Below are 17,539 nucleotides of genomic sequence, written 5' to 3'. Positions count from 1 at the left end.
ACGTGTAACAGCATTCTCGTATTCGGCGCTGAGATCCAGCACTGGAGTCGAACTTAGCACCATGCTGGTACAGCAACACCGGGAGGGCTGATGGGGCAGACAGAACGTATTGCGCACCGGCGAGAGCTCGAGGCACAGGCTTCGGCATCGCAGGGGTCGCGCGGCGTACCGGCAGATTGGTATGTGGATCCGGCTGATCCGGCGGCAGCAGAGCGCTTCCGTGAATCCAGCCAACAAACACTCGAGGATGCGGCCACCGCGTTCCTGGCCGCGCACGAAGCGCTGGCCCAGGAGCCTGAAGCCGAGGTGCTGGAACTGTCCGCACCGCGCCTGCTGCGGGAACCGGCCGAGGCCGAACCCGAGCAAAAGCCGCTGTGGATCGGACTGCCAGGTTTCGGGACCGGCTACGAGGACGAGGGCGAACTCGGCTGGCAGGCCGATGCCCTCTGCGCACAGACGGATCCGGAGGCGTTCTTCCCTGAGAAGGGAGGCTCTACCCGCGATGCAAAGAAGGTATGCGGGGCGTGCACAGTGCGCTCGCAGTGCCTGGAGTACGCGTTGGCCAACGACGAGCGTTTCGGCATCTGGGGAGGGCTGTCGGAGCGCGAGCGCCGCCGGCTACGGAAAAGAGCGCTCTAATTCAGCAGCAAGTTCGCGTTACCGCCGTTGTTGTAGCCCATAACGGCGCTTCCTACCTACCGCAGACACTGGCCGCGCTGACTCAGCAGACGCGGCCAGTCGACGTCTATCTCGGCGTCGACACCGGATCGTCCGATGGATCCGCGGACCTGCTGCGCACCCAGCTGCCTGCCGGGGCCCCGGTGGCGTCGGCGTCCGGCCGCGCAGGCTTTGGTGCCGCGGTTCGGGTGGGGCTGGCGGAACTGCCCAAGCACGCCGGAGAAGATTCTGCGGCCCAGGAGTGGCTCTGGCTGCTGCACGATGATTCCGCGCCGGCTCCGGACGCGTTGGAGGAATTGCTGCTCGCCGTGGAAACGGCGCCGTCCGTCACCATCGCCGGCTGCAAGCAGGTGGACTGGGAGAACCCGCGCCGGCTGGTCGACGTCGGCCTGACCGTGAGCCGCTGGGCCGAGCGGCTCACCATGATCGACCTGGACGAGCTGGACCAGGGCCAGTACAACGGCCGCAGCGACTTCTTCGCCGTCAACTCCGCCGGGATGTTGGTACGCCGCGACGTGTTCGACCAGCTGGGCGGATTCGACTCCGCCCTGCCCGGGACCGGCGACGACTTGGACCTGTGCTGGCGGAACAGGCTGGCCGGGCACCGCGTAGTGGTAGTGCCGACCGCGACGGTCCGCCACGCCACCCGGTCCAGTGACCACACCACCGCCAAGGCCGCCCGCAAGGCACAGATCCACCTGCGGCTGAAGCATGCGGCCTGGTGGAAGGTGCCGTTCTTGTGGATCGGCGCCCTGCTGGGCGGGCTGTACAGCTTCTTAGCCTCCGTAGTGGCCAAAGACCCGATGCACGGCTTGCGGCAGCTCGGCGCCACGCTCGTGGCCCTCTTCCGTCCGGTCGGCTACTTTGCCTCCCGGCGCCAGGCAGCCAAGACCCGGAAGACCTCGCGGGGGATAGTGCGTCCGCTGACGGTGCCGCAGCGCGAGGTCTGGGCCTACCGGCGGTCACTCGCCGAGTCCCTCCGCCCCGAACTCGCCGCAGGTGTGCTGGGGGACGGATCCGGCACGGACGCCGGCAGCGGTGACCAGCCCACCGGCGGGTCCGATGACTTCGCTGCGCTGGCGGCGCCCGCGCGGACCTGGGTCGGCACGGGACTGGTGGTCGCCGCCGTCGTGCTGGCCATCGTGTCCGTGGTTGGCATGTTCGACTTTTTCGGGGCCCCGGCGCTCGTCGGCGGCGGGCTGCTGCCGGTATCGGCGTCCGTCGCCGAGATCTGGCACAACGCGTCCAGCTGGTGGATCTCGCTGGGCTCGGGGCTGCCCGGGCACGGCGACCCCTTCGGCTACGTGCTCGCAGTCTTGGCGCTGCTGGGGCTGGGGAACGGCTCCGCCGCGGTGGTGACGCTGGTCATGCTGGCCATGCCACTGGCCGCTGCCGGGGCCTGGTTCGCCGCGGGGGCCCTCACGCAGCGGCGCGGCCTGCGCTTCTGGGCCGCCATCTTCTGGGCGAGCGTTCCCGTCTTCCAGGTCGCTTTGGGGACCGGACGTCTGGGTGCGCTGGTGGCCCATTTGCTGATCCCGTGGGCCGTGCTTGGCCTGTTGCGGGCCACCGGCTCGGCCGTGCAGCGCGTCGATGCCAACCGGCCGCTGTTGGCGCTCGAGACCGTGCATAAACCGGGCATCAACGGGAATCCTTCATGGACCGCGGCGGCAGCGGGCGGGCTCTGCCTGGCCGGTATCACGGCGTCGGCACCGGCTTTGTTGCCGGTAGCCGTTGTCTTCGTTGTCATCCTGGTGCTGTCGTTGGGCCGCCGGGCCAAGACCGTCTGGTGGTCGTTGGTCCCGCCGTTGGCACTTGCCCTGCCCATGGTCATTGCCGGGCTGGACGATCCGCGGTCGCTCTTGGGCGACCCCGGCCTGCCGCTGGCCTTCAACGCTGCCCCGCTGTGGCAGCAATTGATGGGTTTCCCGCTGGCCTTCGGCCCCGCCGACGGGCTCGCCGGCGCAGTTGTGCTGGAACATCTGGCGCAAGCGCCGTGGGCACTGGCCTACGCCTTGGTCGCGGCCGTGCCGATGCTCGCCTTGGCGGTAGTCGGCGCGATCGGCGGCGACGGAGCCGCCCGCGCGCGCTTGCTCTGGCTCGGTGCGTTCCTGACGCTGGCGGCTTCCTATGGCTCGTCGTTGCTCGCCACCGCCGTTGCGCCGGGAGCTGTGGTCACGCCGTTTACGGGGCCCTTTGTCTCGGTGTCGATGTTCTTGCTGCTGGCCGCGGCCTTGATCGCCGGAAACCGGATGCAGCGGGGCATGGATTCGTGGGACCGGTCGCGGAACGGCCTGCGGCGCACCGTGGCGGTAACCGCCGTCGTTCTTTTGGGGCTGGGCCCGGTGGTGGGCCTGGCGCACTGGCTGGTGCCTCAGTTCACCGGCTACACAGCCTCCACCGAGGCCCGCACACTGACCGATTTCGGCACGCAGATGTCCATCGAGCCCGGGGCCGACCGCACGCTTCCCGCCACGGCGGCTGACCGGGGAACCGGGCCGGAGCAGGCCCGCGCGCTGGTGTTGACCGCGGGTACCGGCGGCACGGTGACTGCGGCCGTGATGCACGGCAGCGGAACCACCCTGGACCAACTCTCCACCAGCTATGCGGCGCGCTCCTTGGAGGGTCCGCTGGTCGAGGCCAGCGTGGGTGACGACGACGAGGCCGACGCCGAACTGCGCAGCACGGTGGCTGTCATCGTGGCAGGTACCGGGGTGGACCCGCGGCCTGCGCTGGTGCGTCTTGGCGTTGACTTTGTGGTGCTGCAGGAATCCGACACGGCGGCGGAACTGCTGGCCGGCCGGATTGACGCCGTGCCTGGGCTGACCTCGGTGGGTCGCACCGATGCCGGCTGGCTCTGGCGTGTTGTTGGGACCGCGGGCGACGACGGGACGGAGGCCGGTGCGTTGACGGCACGGGTGCGTTTGGTCGATGCCAACGGCGCCCTGCTGCAAACGGTGCCGTCCGGCTGGACCGCGGCTGAGGCTGAAATTTCCGCCGGAGACTCCGGACGGCGGCTGATCCTGGCCGAGCGCAAGGATCCGGGCTGGACAGCAACCTTGAATGGCCAGCGGCTGGAAGCATCGGAGGACGGCTGGGCCCAGGCGTTCGAGGTCCCCGCTGCCGCTGGAACCGTGAAGATTGGCTATGCCAGTCCGTGGTCGCCGTGGATCGGCATCCTGCAGGTGCTCGCGATCGGCCTGACCGTCCTGTTGGCCATTCCGATCCCGGCGCGCCGGCGGTTCACACCGCGCCGAATCGACCACATCAAGACCACCGGGACCGATGCCAGCACCGCCGAGCTGCAACGTGCAGCTTTCGAGGACCCGGACGACGATGCCACCGCCGCGTTGGCCGGAAAAGGACAGCAACGATGACTGAGACGGGTGGCCGCGGCGACCGGCCGGAGGCGACAGGAGCAGGGACCGGGGCGGCACCTGCTCCCGGTCCCACCGAAGACGGTGTGAGCAAGCAGCACGACACAGCTGCTGCCCGGCCAGCCGACGCCGGGACCGAGTCCTCGGCCGACGCGGCAGCTGAGCCTACCCAGCCGGCCACAGCTGCTGGCGAGGCCGCTCAACCTGCTGCAGGTGAGCCAACCCAGCCGGCCACGGCCGCTGCCGAGCCGGGCCAACCGGCGTCAGCTGGGCCAATCCAGCCGGCCACCGACGCGGCCGAGCCGGCTCAACCGGCGGCGGCAGCGGAGGCCGACGCCGAACCTTCGGCCGCCGCATCCGGACCCGCACAACCAGCAGCATCCGAACCCGCGCCGGCTCAGCCGGCAGAAGCCGTGCAGCCGATCGACCGCAAGACTGCCCGCCGTGCCGCGCGGCGTGACCGGACACGCGATGCCGCCGCAGGCAAGATGCAGGCACGGTCGGGCGGTACCGCCGCACTCGGAGCAGGGCACAGCCGCGGCCGGCGGACCTTCGGCGCCGTCGCCGGAGCAGGAATTCTGCTGCTGACCGGCGCGGCGGTGGCCGCCGGCAGTCTCGCGGACGCACCGGGCGCCGCCACCGAGCTTCCACCCGTTTCCGCCGCCGTCCCGGCCGGCGACTACACAGCGGTCTGCCCGGAGCCGCTCCGGCTGCTGGATTCGGCCGCCGACGCCACCGATCCGCAATTCAGCCCGGTCTCCACCACGGCCCAGACCAGGGCACGGGCCCTGGTGCTCAGCGACCTCAGCGGCAATGTCCCCGGCAGCGAGCTGACCGAACTCGGCGAAGACACGCCGCTCAAGCGCATCGCCGAACCCACGGCAGAGTCCTCCGGCGAGACCAAGGTGGTCGCATCCGTCGTTTCCGGGCAGGAACTGTCCGCGCCCACGGTGCTGCGGGCCGATCCGGTCGGGGAGACCACAGCCTTGGCCGGCGCCGCGATGACCTACCGGGCCTCCGACGGCGACCTGCGCGGACTGGCCGCGGCCAACTGCATGGCGCCGGCCAACGATTTTTGGCTGCTCGGGGCCTCCACCACGGTGGGCACCACGTCGGTACTGAAGCTGCACAACAGCTCCGAAACCCCGTCCTCGGTCAACCTGGAACTGATGTCAGGCGAGGGGCCGATCCAGGCCGCCGGTACCCGGGGGCTGCTGCTGGCACCGGGGGAATCCCGGTCCATCGTGCTGGCGGGCCTGGCCGCAAACCAGGAATCACTGGCCGTGCGCGTCCAGTCCTCCGGCGGGCCGGTGACCGGCTTCATCCAACAGAGCGTCCTGCGCCAACTGACGCCCGGCGGCGTCGAACTGCTGCAGGCATCGGCTCCGGCCGGCACGCGCCAATTGGTCACCGGCATCACCGTCGAAGACGCCAAGCTGGCGCGGAAAATCCGCGAACAGGACGGCTATGAGAACGCGGCGCCGGCGTTGGAAGTTGCGGTACCTGGCGTAACCGACGCCGTCCTTGAAGTGCGGGTCATCGGCTCGGACGGACCGGTCAGCCTCCCGGGCGGCGGCGTCATCACTGCGGCCGCCGGCAGCGTCACACGGGTTCCGCTTGACTCGCTGCCCAACGGCACTTATTCCGTCGAAGTCAGCGCCGATGTTTCCATCGCGGCCGCCGCACGCGTCAGCCGGGCCACGGAGGAAGCGGCCCCGGTGGACTTCGGGTGGGCACCGGCCGCCGGCCGGCTGGGCAGCAACCACCTGGCTGTCGTCCCCGGAGGACTGAACTCCCGGATGGCCTTCAGCGCACCGGCCGGCGCGGCAAAGCTGGACATCACCCCGGTGGATCTGGAAGGCCGGCTGGGGAAGAAGCAGACGGTCGATGTTCCGGCCGGAACGACCGTGTCGCTCAACCCGAAGGCCAACGACGCCGATCCCGCGGCCTTGTTGATCAGTGCGTCGGGCGAAGCAGTCTACGGTGCCCAGGTGCTGACCAGCGGCGGTTCAGCCGACGTCGCCGTCCTGCCGGTGCCGGCCGGGACGCAGGCGCAAAACGCTGTCCCGGTCAATATCGGGTACTGAGTCAGGGGCGGGTCCGGCCGTAGCCGGGGTCGACGGCTTCCGGAGCCATGTTCAGCAACTGCGCGGTCTGCTCCACCACCACGTCGTGGATGATCTCCGGAAGTTCGGCCCGCAGCCGGGCCGCCATCTGCACCGGATGGCGGAATACGGTCACCACCGCCGGCCGGCCCGGAACGGCCGGAGTGAAGCTGCCCAGCGGTGCCGCTTGCCCGCGCGCCAACAGTTCCTCGAGATGCGGCGGAATGTCCTCGACCACGAATTGGGCCGCTTCGATCCGCTCGCCCCAGAAGTACTCCAGCCGCTCGGCAGACTCGGAAACCCACTGCTCGAACTGCTCGGGCCGGGTCAGATGGCCGGGCAAATGCGCGGGCAGCAGATCGCCGCGCAGGCCGCGGCCGCGGCGGTTCCGGCGTCGTACGGGAAAAGGACGGCGCCAGCCACCGCCGTCGCCACCCAGCGACACCGTCAGTGAAGGTCCGTTCTCCATATACCGACTTTAAGCCCGGCAGAGAGAATTCGGCACTGCCTATCGGCGGTGTGCCGGGAGGGCCCGCCGCGGCAAGAGGCTGGGTAGCCTGATTGTGACCTAATCTTTCCGGGCCTGTCCGTGCCGGTGGCCCGGAAGCAGAGCCGCCCGGAGTAGGATTCTTTCTCGTGGGATCCATTCGTCAATGTTCACGCTCGGCCTGTCAGCGGTCGGCCATCGCTACTTTGACGTACGTGTATGCAGATTCCACCGCCGTGCTGGGCCCGCTGGCCACCTACGCCGAGCCGCACTGCTACGACCTGTGCGCTGAGCACGCTGAGCGGCTGACGGTGCCCCGCGGCTGGGAAGTCATGCGGCTGGCGCTGCCCACACAGGCACCGGCCCCGAATCCTGACGACCTGCTGGCCTTGGCGGACGCGGTCCGCGAAGCTGCCCGCACACCGGAGGTCTCTGATGATTTGCCGCAGCCGCGCGGGCAGCGTGAACCGCTGGAACCGCCGGCCGGTGCTGCCGGCACCCGGCGCGGACACCTTCGCATTCTGCGCGGACAACCGTAGAACGATACGCTGGGAAGCGGGCAGCCCGCATTCCCGGCACCCTGCTGTCCGCTGCGAGGCCCCGCCCGCCGTCCACCTGACGCCGGCACAGCTGAAGCCGCTGATCGACCGAAGGACAACATCCGCATGGCACATCTGACACCCGAACTGCTGGCGGTCCTGCGCTGCCCGACGACCGGATCTTCCCTGGTTCAAGAGGGAGACGAGCTGGTAGCGACCGGACGCACCGCAGCAGGTGAGCGGCTGCGCTACCCGATCGAAGACGGCATCCCGGTGCTCTTGCCGCAGGCTGCCGTGGGCGCCGACGCCTCCGATTCCACCCCCGACGGCCCCGCTGACAACGCTTAGGAGCATGACTGTGACGATCGACTACAAGGTCAAAGACCTCTCGCTGGCCGCTGCCGGCCGGCACCAGATCCGCTTGGCGGAGCACGAAATGCCGGGCCTGATGGCACTGCGCGAAGAGTTTGGCGCAAGCCAGCCGCTGGCCGGTGCGAGGATCGCCGGGTCACTGCACATGACCGTGCAGACAGCGGTGTTGATCGAGACCCTGACTGCCCTCGGCGCCGAGGTCCGCTGGGCTTCCTGCAACATCTTTTCCACCCAGGACGAGGCCGCCGCCGCCGTCGTCGTGGGCAAGGGCACGCCGGAGGACCCGCAGGGTGTGCCGGTCTTCGCCTGGAAGGGCGAAACGCTCGAAGAATACTGGTGGACGGCCGAGCAAATCCTGACCTGGCCCGGCGCGGCCGAAAACCCCGAGCTGGGGCCAAACATGATCCTGGACGACGGCGGCGACGCCACGCTGCTGCTGCACAAGGGAGTGGAGTTCGAAGCCGCAGGTGCGGTGCCGTCAGCCTCCGCCGAGGACCCGCACGAGTTCACCATCATCCTGGATGTGCTGCGCGCTTCACTGGCCAAGGACCCGCAGAAGTTCACCCGGGTGGCCGCCAGCATCCGCGGCGTCACCGAAGAAACCACCACCGGCGTGCACCGTCTGTACCAGTTGGCCGAGCAGGGCCAGTTGCTGTTCCCGGCCATCAACGTCAATGATGCAGTCACCAAGTCCAAGTTCGACAACAAGTACGGCATCCGCCACTCGCTGCCGGACGGGATCAACCGGGCCACCGACGTCCTGATGGGCGGCAAGACCGCGGTTGTCTGCGGCTACGGCGACGTCGGCAAGGGCGCAGCCGAGGCGCTGCGCGGCCAGGGCGCGCGGGTTGTGGTGACCGAGGTGGATCCGATCTGTGCCCTGCAGGCAGCCATGGACGGTTACCAGGTCACCACCTTGGACAAGGTCGTGGGCGAGGGGCACATCTTCATCACGACCACCGGCAACAAGGACGTCATCATGGCGTCCGACATGGTGAAGATGCGAGACAAGGCCATCGTGGGCAATATCGGCCACTTCGACAACGAAATCGACATGGCTGGGCTGGCCCAGGTAGCGGGCGTGCAGAAGGTGGAGATCAAGCCGCAGGTCCACGAGTGGGTCTTCGACGCCGGCTCCGGGGCCGAACGCTCCATCATCGTGCTGTCCGAGGGGCGGCTGCTGAACCTCGGCAACGCCACCGGCCACCCGTCGTTTGTGATGAGCAATTCCTTCGCCAACCAGACCATCGCGCAGATCGAACTGTTCACCAAGCACGGCAAGCCGGCCGAGGGATCGGCCACCGGCGAGCCGGAGTACGCCAAGCAGGTCTACGTGCTGCCGAAGGTGTTGGACGAAAAGGTTGCCCGGCTGCACCTGGACGCACTCGGCGTCGAACTCACCGAACTGAGCAAGGAACAGGCCGAGTACCTGGGCGTGGACGTTGCCGGCCCGTACAAGCCGGACCACTACCGCTACTGATTCCTGACTAACGACGACGGCGATGGGCACCCACGCGGTGCCCATCGCCGTCGTCGTTCCCGGGAAGGTTACCGGATTGTTGGACGGCCTACGCCGCGCCGTGGCCCGGCGCATGCCCCCGGGCGACCTACCATGGAAGCAGGGCCGTGCTGTGCCCGGGCGGCGAGCACCATGCCGTGAGTCTCGTGAGTTTGGGTTGGGATGACTGAGGAAAAAAAGAAGCGCAAGGGCCTGAAGATCGCACTGCTGTGCATCGCCGGCGTGCTGGTGGCTGCCGCGGCCGCCGTCACCGCAGCTACCGTGGCGTCGCCCACCTTTGCCGCCCAGTTGGGCCGTGTGCTGGCCGTCGCGCCGGCCGAGCGCCCGGGATTCTCGGAGCCGGTTGCCAAGGCGATGTCCTTCGGCGTCTCCCCGGAGGACAAGGCTGTTGAGGTCAACCCGGCCACCGTCGCCACGATTACCGCCAAGAATGCCACCATCAAGGACGTGGTGCTGGCCCCGGCGAAGGGCGGTAAACCGGTTGCCGGTGAACTGTCCCAGGACGGCAGCGCGTGGAAAGCCACCGAGCGGCTGGACTTCTTGACCACCTACGACTTCAGCTACACGCTGGTGGACAGCGCCGGCGACGAGACCGCCAAGCAGCAGAGCTTCACCACGGTCCTGGCGCCCAACCAGGCCGACGGCTGGATGTACCCGTTGGACGGACAGAGCGTGGGCATTGCGCAGCCGCTGGAGTTCAATTTCAGCGAACCCGTGCTGAACAAAAAGAAGGTGGAGGAGGCCATCAAGATCACCACCTCCGCCGGGCAAAAGGGCGAGTTCTACTGGTACTCGGACACCAAGGCCCGGTACCGGGCGGCCAAGTACTGGGCACCCAACAGCACGGTCACCGTGGACATGAAACTCTTCGGCGTGGAGTTCGGCAACAAGATGATCGGGATGAACGACGAGAAGATCACGGTCAACATCCTTGATGACCGCCGGGCCATCGTCGACAACAAGACCAAGACCATGAAGATCTACGTGGCCGGCAAGCTGGCCCAGACCTTCCCGGTCACGCTGGGCGACCCCAACTGGCCGTCCAGCAAGGGAATCCACCCGATCATGGACATGCACAAGTCGCTGCCGTTCAACCCGCGCAGCATCGGACTCAAGCCCGGGGACCCCGACTGGTATGAGCCGTTCGACGCCAAGTACGCCAGCCGGCTGAGCAACAGCGGCGAATTCGTCCACACCACGCTGGACCCCTCGGCGCTGGGCGTGCGGAACATTTCACACGGCTGCGTGGGCATGTCCGAGGCCGGCGCGAGGTATTTCTACGAAACGATGCGCACCGGGGACATCGTGGATATCCGCAACACCGACGGCGCCTTCCTGGACTCGACGGACGGCTTCGGCGACTGGAACGTGGACTGGAAGACCTGGACGTCGCAAGACAAGGGCTAGCGGCTGCTGAGCGGACGAACTCAGCGGACCGGCCGGTGCTCCTCATCCTGGAAGGGCAACGAATGCAGCCGCGCGCCGCGCTGCACGGCGCGTTCGTGCTGCCGGGCCAACCGGTAAAAGTCGCGTTCGCGCCGTTCAGCCATGACCGCCAGCAGGTACATTTCCGGCGGAGTCCCCGCCGGCGGCGGGGGAGAGACGTAGCCGGAGGCCTCATTGGCCAGGGCGGTGGCCAGCCTGGCCCGGGAGGCGGGGATCATTTTGGGCGCCTGGGACAGGAACTGCACAATCCTGCGCGCCAGCGGTTCCGGCAGCCTGCCCATATCGGCCAGCTTCACCCACGGCTCCAGCTGCGGGCGAACCTCCGGCAGGACCTTCGGCATCACGCCGACCCGCTCCCGCATACTGTAGGTGCCGGCCAGGAGATCGCCCAGCCGCTTGGACCTGTCGTTGAACAGCGCGGCCATGAACGCAACCGAACCGAGCAGCAAGTACAGCTCGAACACCGCCAACAGCCCCCGGATGAGGGCATGCCGGAAACGGATGGCACCGCCGTCGTCACGGACAATGCGCAGCCCCATGACCCAGCGGCCCAGCGACTTCCCGCGGGTCAAGGTTTCGACGGCGATGGGCACCACTACCAGGAAGAACAACACCACGGTGATGGCCAGCGCCCGGGCGGCCGCGGCGTCGAAGCCCACATCCAGGGTTTCAGCCATCAGTACGAAGGCGGCTATCAGCAGCGCCACGTTGGCGAGTACATCGATGATCGAGCTGAGCGCGCGGACCCCGAAGGACGCCGGCCGCAGCTCCAGCACCACGGCCTCGCCGGTGATGACGTTGCTCATCGGACCCCTTTCCCGGGCGGCCTGTGCCGCCTGGTTCCACTCTATCCATCCGTGCGCCGCTCGGCGGCCCTGCGGAGCGTTGCCCCGGCCCGGTGCCGGATAGGCTATGGGTGTGGATATCGATGCCTTCACCGCTGTGCACCAGCACGATTGGAAGCGGCTGGACGAACTGAGCGCCAAGCGCAGGCTCACCGGGGCTGAGGCTGATGAACTGCTGGTGCTCTACCGGCGTACCTCGACCCACCTGTCGATGATCCGCTCCGTGGCCGCCGAAGGCCAACTGTCGGCGGCCCTCTCCACGCGGCTGTCCCGCGCCCGGACCCGCTTCACCGGTGCCCGCTCCAATTTTGCCCGGGACGTTGCCGAGTTCTTTGTGCTGTCTTTGCCTGCCGCGTTCTACCGGCTGCGGTGGCTGACCGTGATTATCGGCGCCGTGTTCATCCTGGTCGCGTGGCTGTTCGGCTCCTGGGTTGCGGGGAACCCGGAGGTCATCAAGGCCATCGGCTCGGACGAGGAAATCCGGAAGTACGTGGAAGAAGACTTCGTCAATTACTACTCCGAAAACCCCAACGCGTCGTTCGCCGGAATGGTGTGGACGAACAACGCCTGGATCGCGGCGCAGGCAGTGGCGTTCGGCGTCACCGGGCTGTGGGTGCCGTACATCCTGTTCATGAACGCCCAGGGCGTCGGCATGGCCGGTGGAATGATGGCGGCCTACGACCGGTTGGACGTTTTCTTCCTGTACATCCTGCCCCACGGGTTGATGGAACTGACCGCCATCTTCATCGCCGCGGCGGCCGGTCTGCGGATCTTCTGGTCCTGGGTCTCGCCCGGGCGGCTGACCCGCACCGCATCGCTGGCCCGGGAGGGCCGGTCGCTGATCACCGTTGCCCTGGGCCTCGTCCTGGTGCTCTTCATCTCCGGCCTGGTCGAGGGCTTCGTGACGCCCAGCCCGCTACCGGACTGGCTGCGCCTGGGCATCGGCGCGCTGGTGCTGGCGGGCTACTGGGTCTACACGCTGGTGCTGGGCCGGCGGGCCTACCTGGCGGGGGAGCGCGGCGACCTGGGCCGGTTCGACGCCGGCGAGACCGCCGTCACCGGCTAGAAGCCGGGCGGGCCGCGCCCGGGGTGGCAACCGCGAAGCATCGCCGGCCAGCGGTAGTCTCATAACCAGAGAGGCCAGCGGTACAGAAAGAGGCGACGGACGTGGCAGTCGAACAGACGAACCCCGGCGGAGACGGACGCAGAGCCCGAACGGCGCCCGTAGAGGCAGCCGGTGTTGAGCCAGAGCGGGCTCCCGCACCCCCGGTACCTGCCGCCAACGGCCGTTTTCGGGACGGAGCCAACCCGCTTCCGATGCGCCGGCCCAGCAGGCTGCCGGATTTGAGTGCCGTGGGGCAAGATCGCGGGACCGCGCCCGACGGCCGAGCCGCGGATAGGTCCGGAGCCGAACCTGCGACGGCGGCTGCTGCCGGGCGCCCCGACCGAAGCGGACCGGCGGCTGCCCCCGCCGCTGCCGCCTCAGGCAAGGAGGGCCAGAGCGGCAGCGCAGGCCCGTCCCGTCCCGACACCGCCAACGCAGGCATGACCGGCCCGGACGCCGGCAGTGCCGGCCCGGCCGGCGCGGAGGGCGAAGTGCCCGCTGCCCGGAGACCGGTACCGGCTGTGGCAGCGGCTCGGCCCGCCGGAGCGGACTCGACCGCCGGCGGCGACGCGAATCCTGCGACCACCGCGCTCTCGGTTCGTCCGCCGCGTTCGGAAGTGGTACGGCGCACTACCGCGCGCGAGGAGGCAGTGAACGCCAAGCCCTTGGCCGGACGCATCCTGCAGGTGGTGCTGGCCGTGCTGTTCCCGCTGCTGCTGATCATCGGGGCCATCCGGCTGGTGGCCACCCCGCTGTTCCTCTGGGTCGAATACCACCGGCCCGGCTTCCCGGCCGACAGCTTCGGCTTCAGCACTGAGGACCGAATGACGTTCGGCTCCTACGCGGTGGACTACCTGCTGAACTTCGCCGGCCCGCGGTACCTGGGCGACCTCACCGGTCCGAACGGCGGCAGCCTTTTCCTGGACTCTGAGGTCAGCCACATGGCTGACGTGAAAAGCGTTTTCCTCGCGACCATGATTGCCGGAGCGGTGATGCTGATCCTGGCAGTGGTGTGCGTGGTGTACCTTGCCCGCCGCTACCACGGCGGTGTCCGGCGCGGTCTGTTCGCCGGTTCGGCCGCAACGTTGATCCTGATCCTGGTGCTGGGCATCCTCGGGGCGCTCAATTGGCAGCAGTTCTTCACCGACTTCCACCGGATCTTTTTTGCTGACGGAACCTGGACCTTCTATGTGGACGATACGCTGATCCGGCTGTTCCCCGCCCAGTTCTGGATGGACTCCGGAATCGTCATCGCCCTGCTGGTGCTGATGGTCTCCTCGCTGGTGCTGGCCCTGACCTGGCCGACACGCGGACGGCGGAACCGGAGCGCGGCCGCTGCGGAAGAACAGCGGCGCCGGCATGAACTGCTGCTGGCCCGGGAGCAGGACCAGACAGCCTAAGGCTGCAAGCGGGCCGGCCGTCACCGGGGCAGGGCGGACGTCGCCAGGGCAGCCCGGCCGCCACGGGGGCAGGGGCTAGCTGTAGAGTCCGTCGATCTGCCCGGCGAAATCCTCCAGCACGGTCATCCGCTTAAGCTTCAGCGACGGCGTCAGATGCCCGGAAGCCTCGGTCAGGTCCTGCCGCAGCACATCGAATTTCCGGATCTGCTCCGCCCGCGAGACCAGCCGGTTGGCATGATCCACGGCTTGCTGCAGCTCGGCCCGCACCGCCGGATCTTCCGCCGCGGCGGTGAGGTCCATTGGGCTGCGGCCGGCCGCCGCCAGCCATCCGGTGAGTCCCTCTTCATCGAGGGAGACCAGTGCCCCGATGAAGGGACGGCCTTCGCCGACCACCACGGCCTGGGAGACCAGCCGGTGCTCGCGCAATGCGTCCTCCAGCGGCCCCGGAGCCACATTCTTGCCGCCTGCTGTCACCAGCAGATCCTTCTTCCTGCCGGTGATGGTGAGGTAGCCGTCGTCGTCCAGTGTGCCGACGTCGCCGGTGCAGAAGTAGCCATCCCGGAAGGATTCGGCATTGGCTGCCTCGTTGTTGTGGTAACCGGGAGTGATGCCGATGCCCTTGATCAGGACTTCGCCGTCGTCCGCGATCCTGATGGTGGTGCCGGGCAACGGCAGGCCAACGGTGCCGATCCGGTTGGCTCGCGGCAGGTTGACCGCCGCGGGGGCGGTGGACTCGGTCAGCCCGTAGCCTTCCAACACCGGCACGCCGATGCCGGTGAAAAAATGCGCCAGCATCGGATTTAGCGCCGATGCACCGGAGACGGTGTACTCCACCTGGCCGCCGAAGGCCGCCCGGAGCTTGCCGTACACCAGCTTGTCGAACACGGCACGCTTGGCCTTCAACGCCAGGCCGGGGCCGGCACCGGCGCCGCGGGCCTGGGCGTCCCGCGCCTCCGAGTAGGCGACCGCCGTCTGCGCTGCGGCGTCGAAGATCCGGCCTTTGCCGCCGTCGTGCGCCTTCTGGCGGGCAGTGGCGTAGACCTTTTCGAAGACGCGCGGAACCACCAGCAGGAACGTCGGCTGGTAGCTGGCCAGGTCTTCGATCAACTCGGCCATGCTGGAGGTGTGGCCCATCTTCACTCCGGCGGCCAGGCAGATCACCTGCACCGCCCGGGCCAGGACGTGGGCCAGCGGCAGGAACATCAGCGATTTGGCATCCGGACGCTTCAGGATGTCCGGCAGGAACTCCACCGTGTTGACCGCCAGTTCGGCGAAGTTGCCGTGGCTGACAATGCAGCCGCGCGGCCGACCGGTGGTGCCCGAGGTGTATACCAGCGACGCCGCGTCCGCCATGCCGCGGGAGGTGCGGCGCAGTTCGAGGGCCTCGTCGGTGATGTCGGTTCCGGCTGCCTTCAGCTGGGCCAGTCCATCGGCGTTCCGGTCCAGCTGCCAGACCAACAGTTCGGCCGGCAGGCCGGACATGGCCTGGCCTACCACGGCCGCCTTGGCAGCGTCCTCGGCGAACACCATCTTCGCCGCGGAGTCCTGCAGTATCCACTGCACTTGGAGCGGGGAGGACGTCTCATAGATGGGAACCACGACGGCGCCGGCGAACCAGCCCGCCAAATCCACCACCGTCCACTCAAACCGGGTCTTGGACATCACCGCAATGGTGTCGCCAGGCTCGATGCCGGAAGCCATGAGACCCTTGGCCAGCGCCGTGACCTGGCCCAGGAGCTCCGCCGCCGAGACATCGGACCACGCGCCGTTGCGCTTGACGGCGTAGAGCGCCCGCTGCGGGTCGCGCTGGTGCTGTGCCACCAGGATGTCCGTGATGTTCGACCCCGCCGGCATGGTCGCCAGGAGTTCCGTTACCGCTTCTCGCACTTCGTGCCCACTTTCTGCTTCCGGTAAAAGTTGTGCAGTCTTGCCTGCATTAGATCCAGCTCGGCATCCACATGCGCCAGCGCCACTGGTTGTAATCGATCAGCTCTGCGGTCCACACCGGCAGGAAGAAGGCCGATACCAGGAGCGCTGCCGCCACAAAGAGCCCGACCACCAGCACGCCCTGCCGCCGGCGCCATGGCGGGTCGGTGGGCCGGCCCAGCGCCAGCCCCAGTGTGTAGGTCAGCGCCAAGACCAGGAACGGCTGGAAGGAGATGGCGTAGAAGAAGAAGGTAGTCCGTTCCGGGTAGAGGAACCACGGCAGGTAGCCGGCCGCGACACCCGCCAGGATGGCACCCGCACGCCAGTCCCGGCGCCCGGCCCAACAAAACAGCAGCACCAGCAGGCAGGCCGCAGCAGCCCACCAGATCAGCGGATTCCCGACCACCGTGACGGCTTCGGAACAGCCCCCGGCCGCATGGCAGGCACCCTGGCCGGCTTCTTCGGACTGGTAGTAGAAGGAGGTGGGGCGGCCCATGAACAGCCAGGTCCAGGCGTTGGATTCGTATGGATGCTCCGAATGCAAGCCGTTGTGGAAGGTGTAGGCGCTGCGGTGGTACTCGGCCAGGGAACGCAGCCAGTCCGGTAACCAGCCCCAGCTTCCGGAAGGGTTCGACGCCGCCCAGTTCCGGTCATACGCGTTGTTGGAGCGCAGCCAGCCGGTCCAGGAGGCCAGATACGTCAAGGCCGCCACAGGAATCATGGTGAAGAACGCCGGCACACCGTCGCGGAGCACACCGGCCGAGAACCACTCGCTGATGCCGGCGGTCCGGCGGGCGCTGAGGTCCCAGAACACGCACAGGAGCCCGAACACCGCGACGAAGGCCAGTCCGGACCACTTGGTTCCCACCGCCAGGCCCAGGGAGACGGCGGCGGCAAGCCGCCACGGCCGCCAGAGGATCCACGGGCCGTACAGCAGCCGTGACGGGTGCGGTACCCCGGAGGAGCCGGTGAGCCGGGCAATTTTCGCGGCCAGCCGGCGTCGTCCGTCGCTGCGGTCCAGCAGCAGGCAGCCGAACGCAGCGACAATCCAGAACATCAGGAAAATGTCCAACAGCGATGTCCGGGAGTGGACCAAATGGTGGCCGTCGATGGCGGTCAGCAGGCCGGCGATCCCGCCCAGCGCCGTCGACTTGAACAGGGCCTGCGCGATCAGGGCGATGAGCAGGATGGACAGGGTGCCCGTCAGCGCGGCGCCGAACCGCCAGCCGAAGGCATTGTCCGAGCCAAAGAGCCACATCCCGGCGGCGATCATCCATTTGCCGACGGGTGGGTGCACCACATACTCGGGGGTGTCCAGGAGGACGTCCGGACGGCCAGCGTTGAAGGACTCGTTGGCGTCGTCGGGCCAATCCCGTTCATAGCCGGACTGCAGGTAGGAGTAGGCGTCCTTGACGTAGTAGGTTTCGTCGAACACCAGCGAACCCGGTTCGCCCAGGCGGTAGAAGCGGAGCACGCCGCCAAGGACGGCGATGAGCAAGGGAAGCAGCCAGGCCCAGATGCCGAACTGTGCCGGAACACCCAGCAGGCGGCGGCGCAGCACGGCCTCGCTGAAGGCCCGGCCCGGTGTCTCCAGCCAGCGTCCGCGGCGGGCTTCCGCAGCAGGAGCGGGCGTGCTATGGGTCACGGCCATCATGTTACCGGCCGGTAAGTATGTGGGTGTGCCGCGACGCCAAAGGGGTTGCCGGCCGCACCAAGGCGGCCCTCGCTGCGGTCGGGCACATA

General features: G+C 68.2%; 13 protein-coding genes. 9 read left to right on the top strand and 4 right to left on the bottom strand.

Annotation, left to right across the window (positions count from 1 at the left end; genetic code table 11):
- Positions 1-90: 90 nt before the first annotated feature.
- From E4J89_RS19625 to E4J89_RS01530, 3 genes are read left to right on the top strand one after another with little or no spacing between them, the layout of a single operon-like run.
- A complete protein-coding gene (locus tag E4J89_RS19625; protein ID WP_136784325.1) occupies positions 91-639 on the top strand; it encodes a WhiB family transcriptional regulator in 549 nt (182 codons plus the stop codon).
- On the top strand, positions 525-4,052 hold the full coding sequence (locus E4J89_RS01535) for a glycosyltransferase family 2 protein (RefSeq protein WP_346763367.1): 3,528 nt from the start codon (positions 525-527) through the stop codon (positions 4,050-4,052). The genes E4J89_RS19625 and E4J89_RS01535 overlap by 115 nt, the downstream gene beginning before the upstream one ends.
- Positions 4,049-6,139, top strand: coding sequence for a DUF5719 family protein (locus E4J89_RS01530; RefSeq protein ID WP_240691622.1), 2,091 nt, complete (start codon positions 4,049-4,051; stop codon positions 6,137-6,139). Before E4J89_RS01535 ends, E4J89_RS01530 begins: the two co-directional genes overlap by 4 nt.
- Position 6,140: 1 nt before the next feature.
- Here E4J89_RS01530 and E4J89_RS01525 read toward each other — a convergent pair whose 3' ends face one another.
- On the bottom strand, positions 6,141-6,626 hold the full coding sequence (locus E4J89_RS01525; RefSeq protein ID WP_136784323.1) for a metallopeptidase family protein: 486 nt from the start codon (positions 6,624-6,626) through the stop codon (positions 6,141-6,143).
- A 167-nt stretch (positions 6,627-6,793) separates the two neighbouring features.
- On the opposite strand from E4J89_RS01525, the gene E4J89_RS01520 reads away from it, so the two are divergent.
- The 4 genes from E4J89_RS01520 (at position 6,794) to E4J89_RS01505 (ending at position 10,481) form a co-directional block, all read left to right on the top strand.
- Positions 6,794-7,183 carry a DUF3499 domain-containing protein gene (locus E4J89_RS01520; protein ID WP_136784322.1) on the top strand — a complete coding sequence of 130 codons (390 nt, stop codon included), beginning with the start codon at positions 6,794-6,796 and terminating at the stop codon, positions 7,181-7,183.
- A 126-nt stretch (positions 7,184-7,309) separates the two neighbouring features.
- Complete coding sequence (locus E4J89_RS01515; protein ID WP_136784321.1) at positions 7,310-7,531, top strand: hypothetical protein; 222 nt, start codon at positions 7,310-7,312, stop codon at positions 7,529-7,531.
- Between the two features lie 10 nt (positions 7,532-7,541).
- Positions 7,542-9,035, top strand: a complete 1,494-nt coding sequence (ahcY, locus tag E4J89_RS01510) for an adenosylhomocysteinase (RefSeq protein ID WP_136784555.1) — start codon at positions 7,542-7,544, stop codon at positions 9,033-9,035.
- Positions 9,036-9,236: 201 nt separating this feature from the next.
- Positions 9,237-10,481, top strand: a complete 1,245-nt coding sequence (locus E4J89_RS01505; RefSeq protein ID WP_136784320.1) for an Ig-like domain-containing protein — start codon at positions 9,237-9,239, stop codon at positions 10,479-10,481.
- A gap of 20 nt (positions 10,482-10,501) precedes the next feature.
- Here the strand turns inward: E4J89_RS01505 and E4J89_RS01500 are convergent, their stop codons facing one another.
- Positions 10,502-11,326 (bottom strand): RDD family protein, encoded by an 825-nt coding sequence (locus tag E4J89_RS01500; RefSeq protein WP_136784319.1) that lies wholly within the window; start codon positions 11,324-11,326, stop codon positions 10,502-10,504.
- Between the two features lie 112 nt (positions 11,327-11,438).
- Here E4J89_RS01500 and E4J89_RS01495 point away from each other — a divergent pair, with 112 nt between their 5' ends.
- Both E4J89_RS01495 and E4J89_RS01490 read left to right on the top strand, forming a co-directional pair.
- Positions 11,439-12,431 (top strand): stage II sporulation protein M, encoded by a 993-nt coding sequence (locus E4J89_RS01495; protein ID WP_205754362.1) that lies wholly within the window; start codon positions 11,439-11,441, stop codon positions 12,429-12,431.
- 479 nt (positions 12,432-12,910) lie between these two features.
- Complete coding sequence (locus E4J89_RS01490) at positions 12,911-13,870, top strand: TIGR01906 family membrane protein (RefSeq protein WP_240691621.1); 960 nt, start codon at positions 12,911-12,913, stop codon at positions 13,868-13,870.
- Positions 13,871-13,945: 75 nt separating this feature from the next.
- Here the strand turns inward: E4J89_RS01490 and E4J89_RS01485 are convergent, their stop codons facing one another.
- Complete coding sequence (locus E4J89_RS01485) at positions 13,946-15,757, bottom strand: AMP-dependent synthetase/ligase (RefSeq protein WP_136784317.1); 1,812 nt, start codon at positions 15,755-15,757, stop codon at positions 13,946-13,948.
- Between the two features lie 49 nt (positions 15,758-15,806).
- On the bottom strand, positions 15,807-17,450 hold the full coding sequence (locus tag E4J89_RS01480) for a phospholipid carrier-dependent glycosyltransferase (protein ID WP_136784316.1): 1,644 nt from the start codon (positions 17,448-17,450) through the stop codon (positions 15,807-15,809).
- Positions 17,451-17,539: the final 89 nt, after the last annotated feature.

Origin of the sequence: Arthrobacter sp. CAU 1506 (assembly GCF_005047635.1) — a bacterium.
Taxonomy (GTDB): domain Bacteria; phylum Actinomycetota; class Actinomycetes; order Actinomycetales; family Micrococcaceae; genus Crystallibacter.
The sequence above is the reverse complement of the archived record's forward strand: the minus strand, read 5'-3'. Positions and strand labels throughout refer to the sequence as shown.

Coding starts and splice junctions, on each gene's coding strand:
- E4J89_RS19625 (WP_136784325.1), top strand. CDS start 91: ATGGGGCAGACAGAACGTATTGCGCACCGGCGAGAGCTCGAGGCACAG.
- E4J89_RS01530 (WP_240691622.1), top strand. CDS start 4,049: ATGACTGAGACGGGTGGCCGCGGCGACCGGCCGGAGGCGACAGGAGCA.
- E4J89_RS01525 (WP_136784323.1), bottom strand. CDS start 6,626: ATGGAGAACGGACCTTCACTGACGGTGTCGCTGGGTGGCGACGGCGGT.
- E4J89_RS01515 (WP_136784321.1), top strand. CDS start 7,310: ATGGCACATCTGACACCCGAACTGCTGGCGGTCCTGCGCTGCCCGACG.
- E4J89_RS01505 (WP_136784320.1), top strand. CDS start 9,237: ATGACTGAGGAAAAAAAGAAGCGCAAGGGCCTGAAGATCGCACTGCTG.
- E4J89_RS01500 (WP_136784319.1), bottom strand. CDS start 11,326: ATGAGCAACGTCATCACCGGCGAGGCCGTGGTGCTGGAGCTGCGGCCG.
- E4J89_RS01490 (WP_240691621.1), top strand. CDS start 12,911: ATGACCGGCCCGGACGCCGGCAGTGCCGGCCCGGCCGGCGCGGAGGGC.
- E4J89_RS01480 (WP_136784316.1), bottom strand. CDS start 17,450: ATGATGGCCGTGACCCATAGCACGCCCGCTCCTGCTGCGGAAGCCCGC.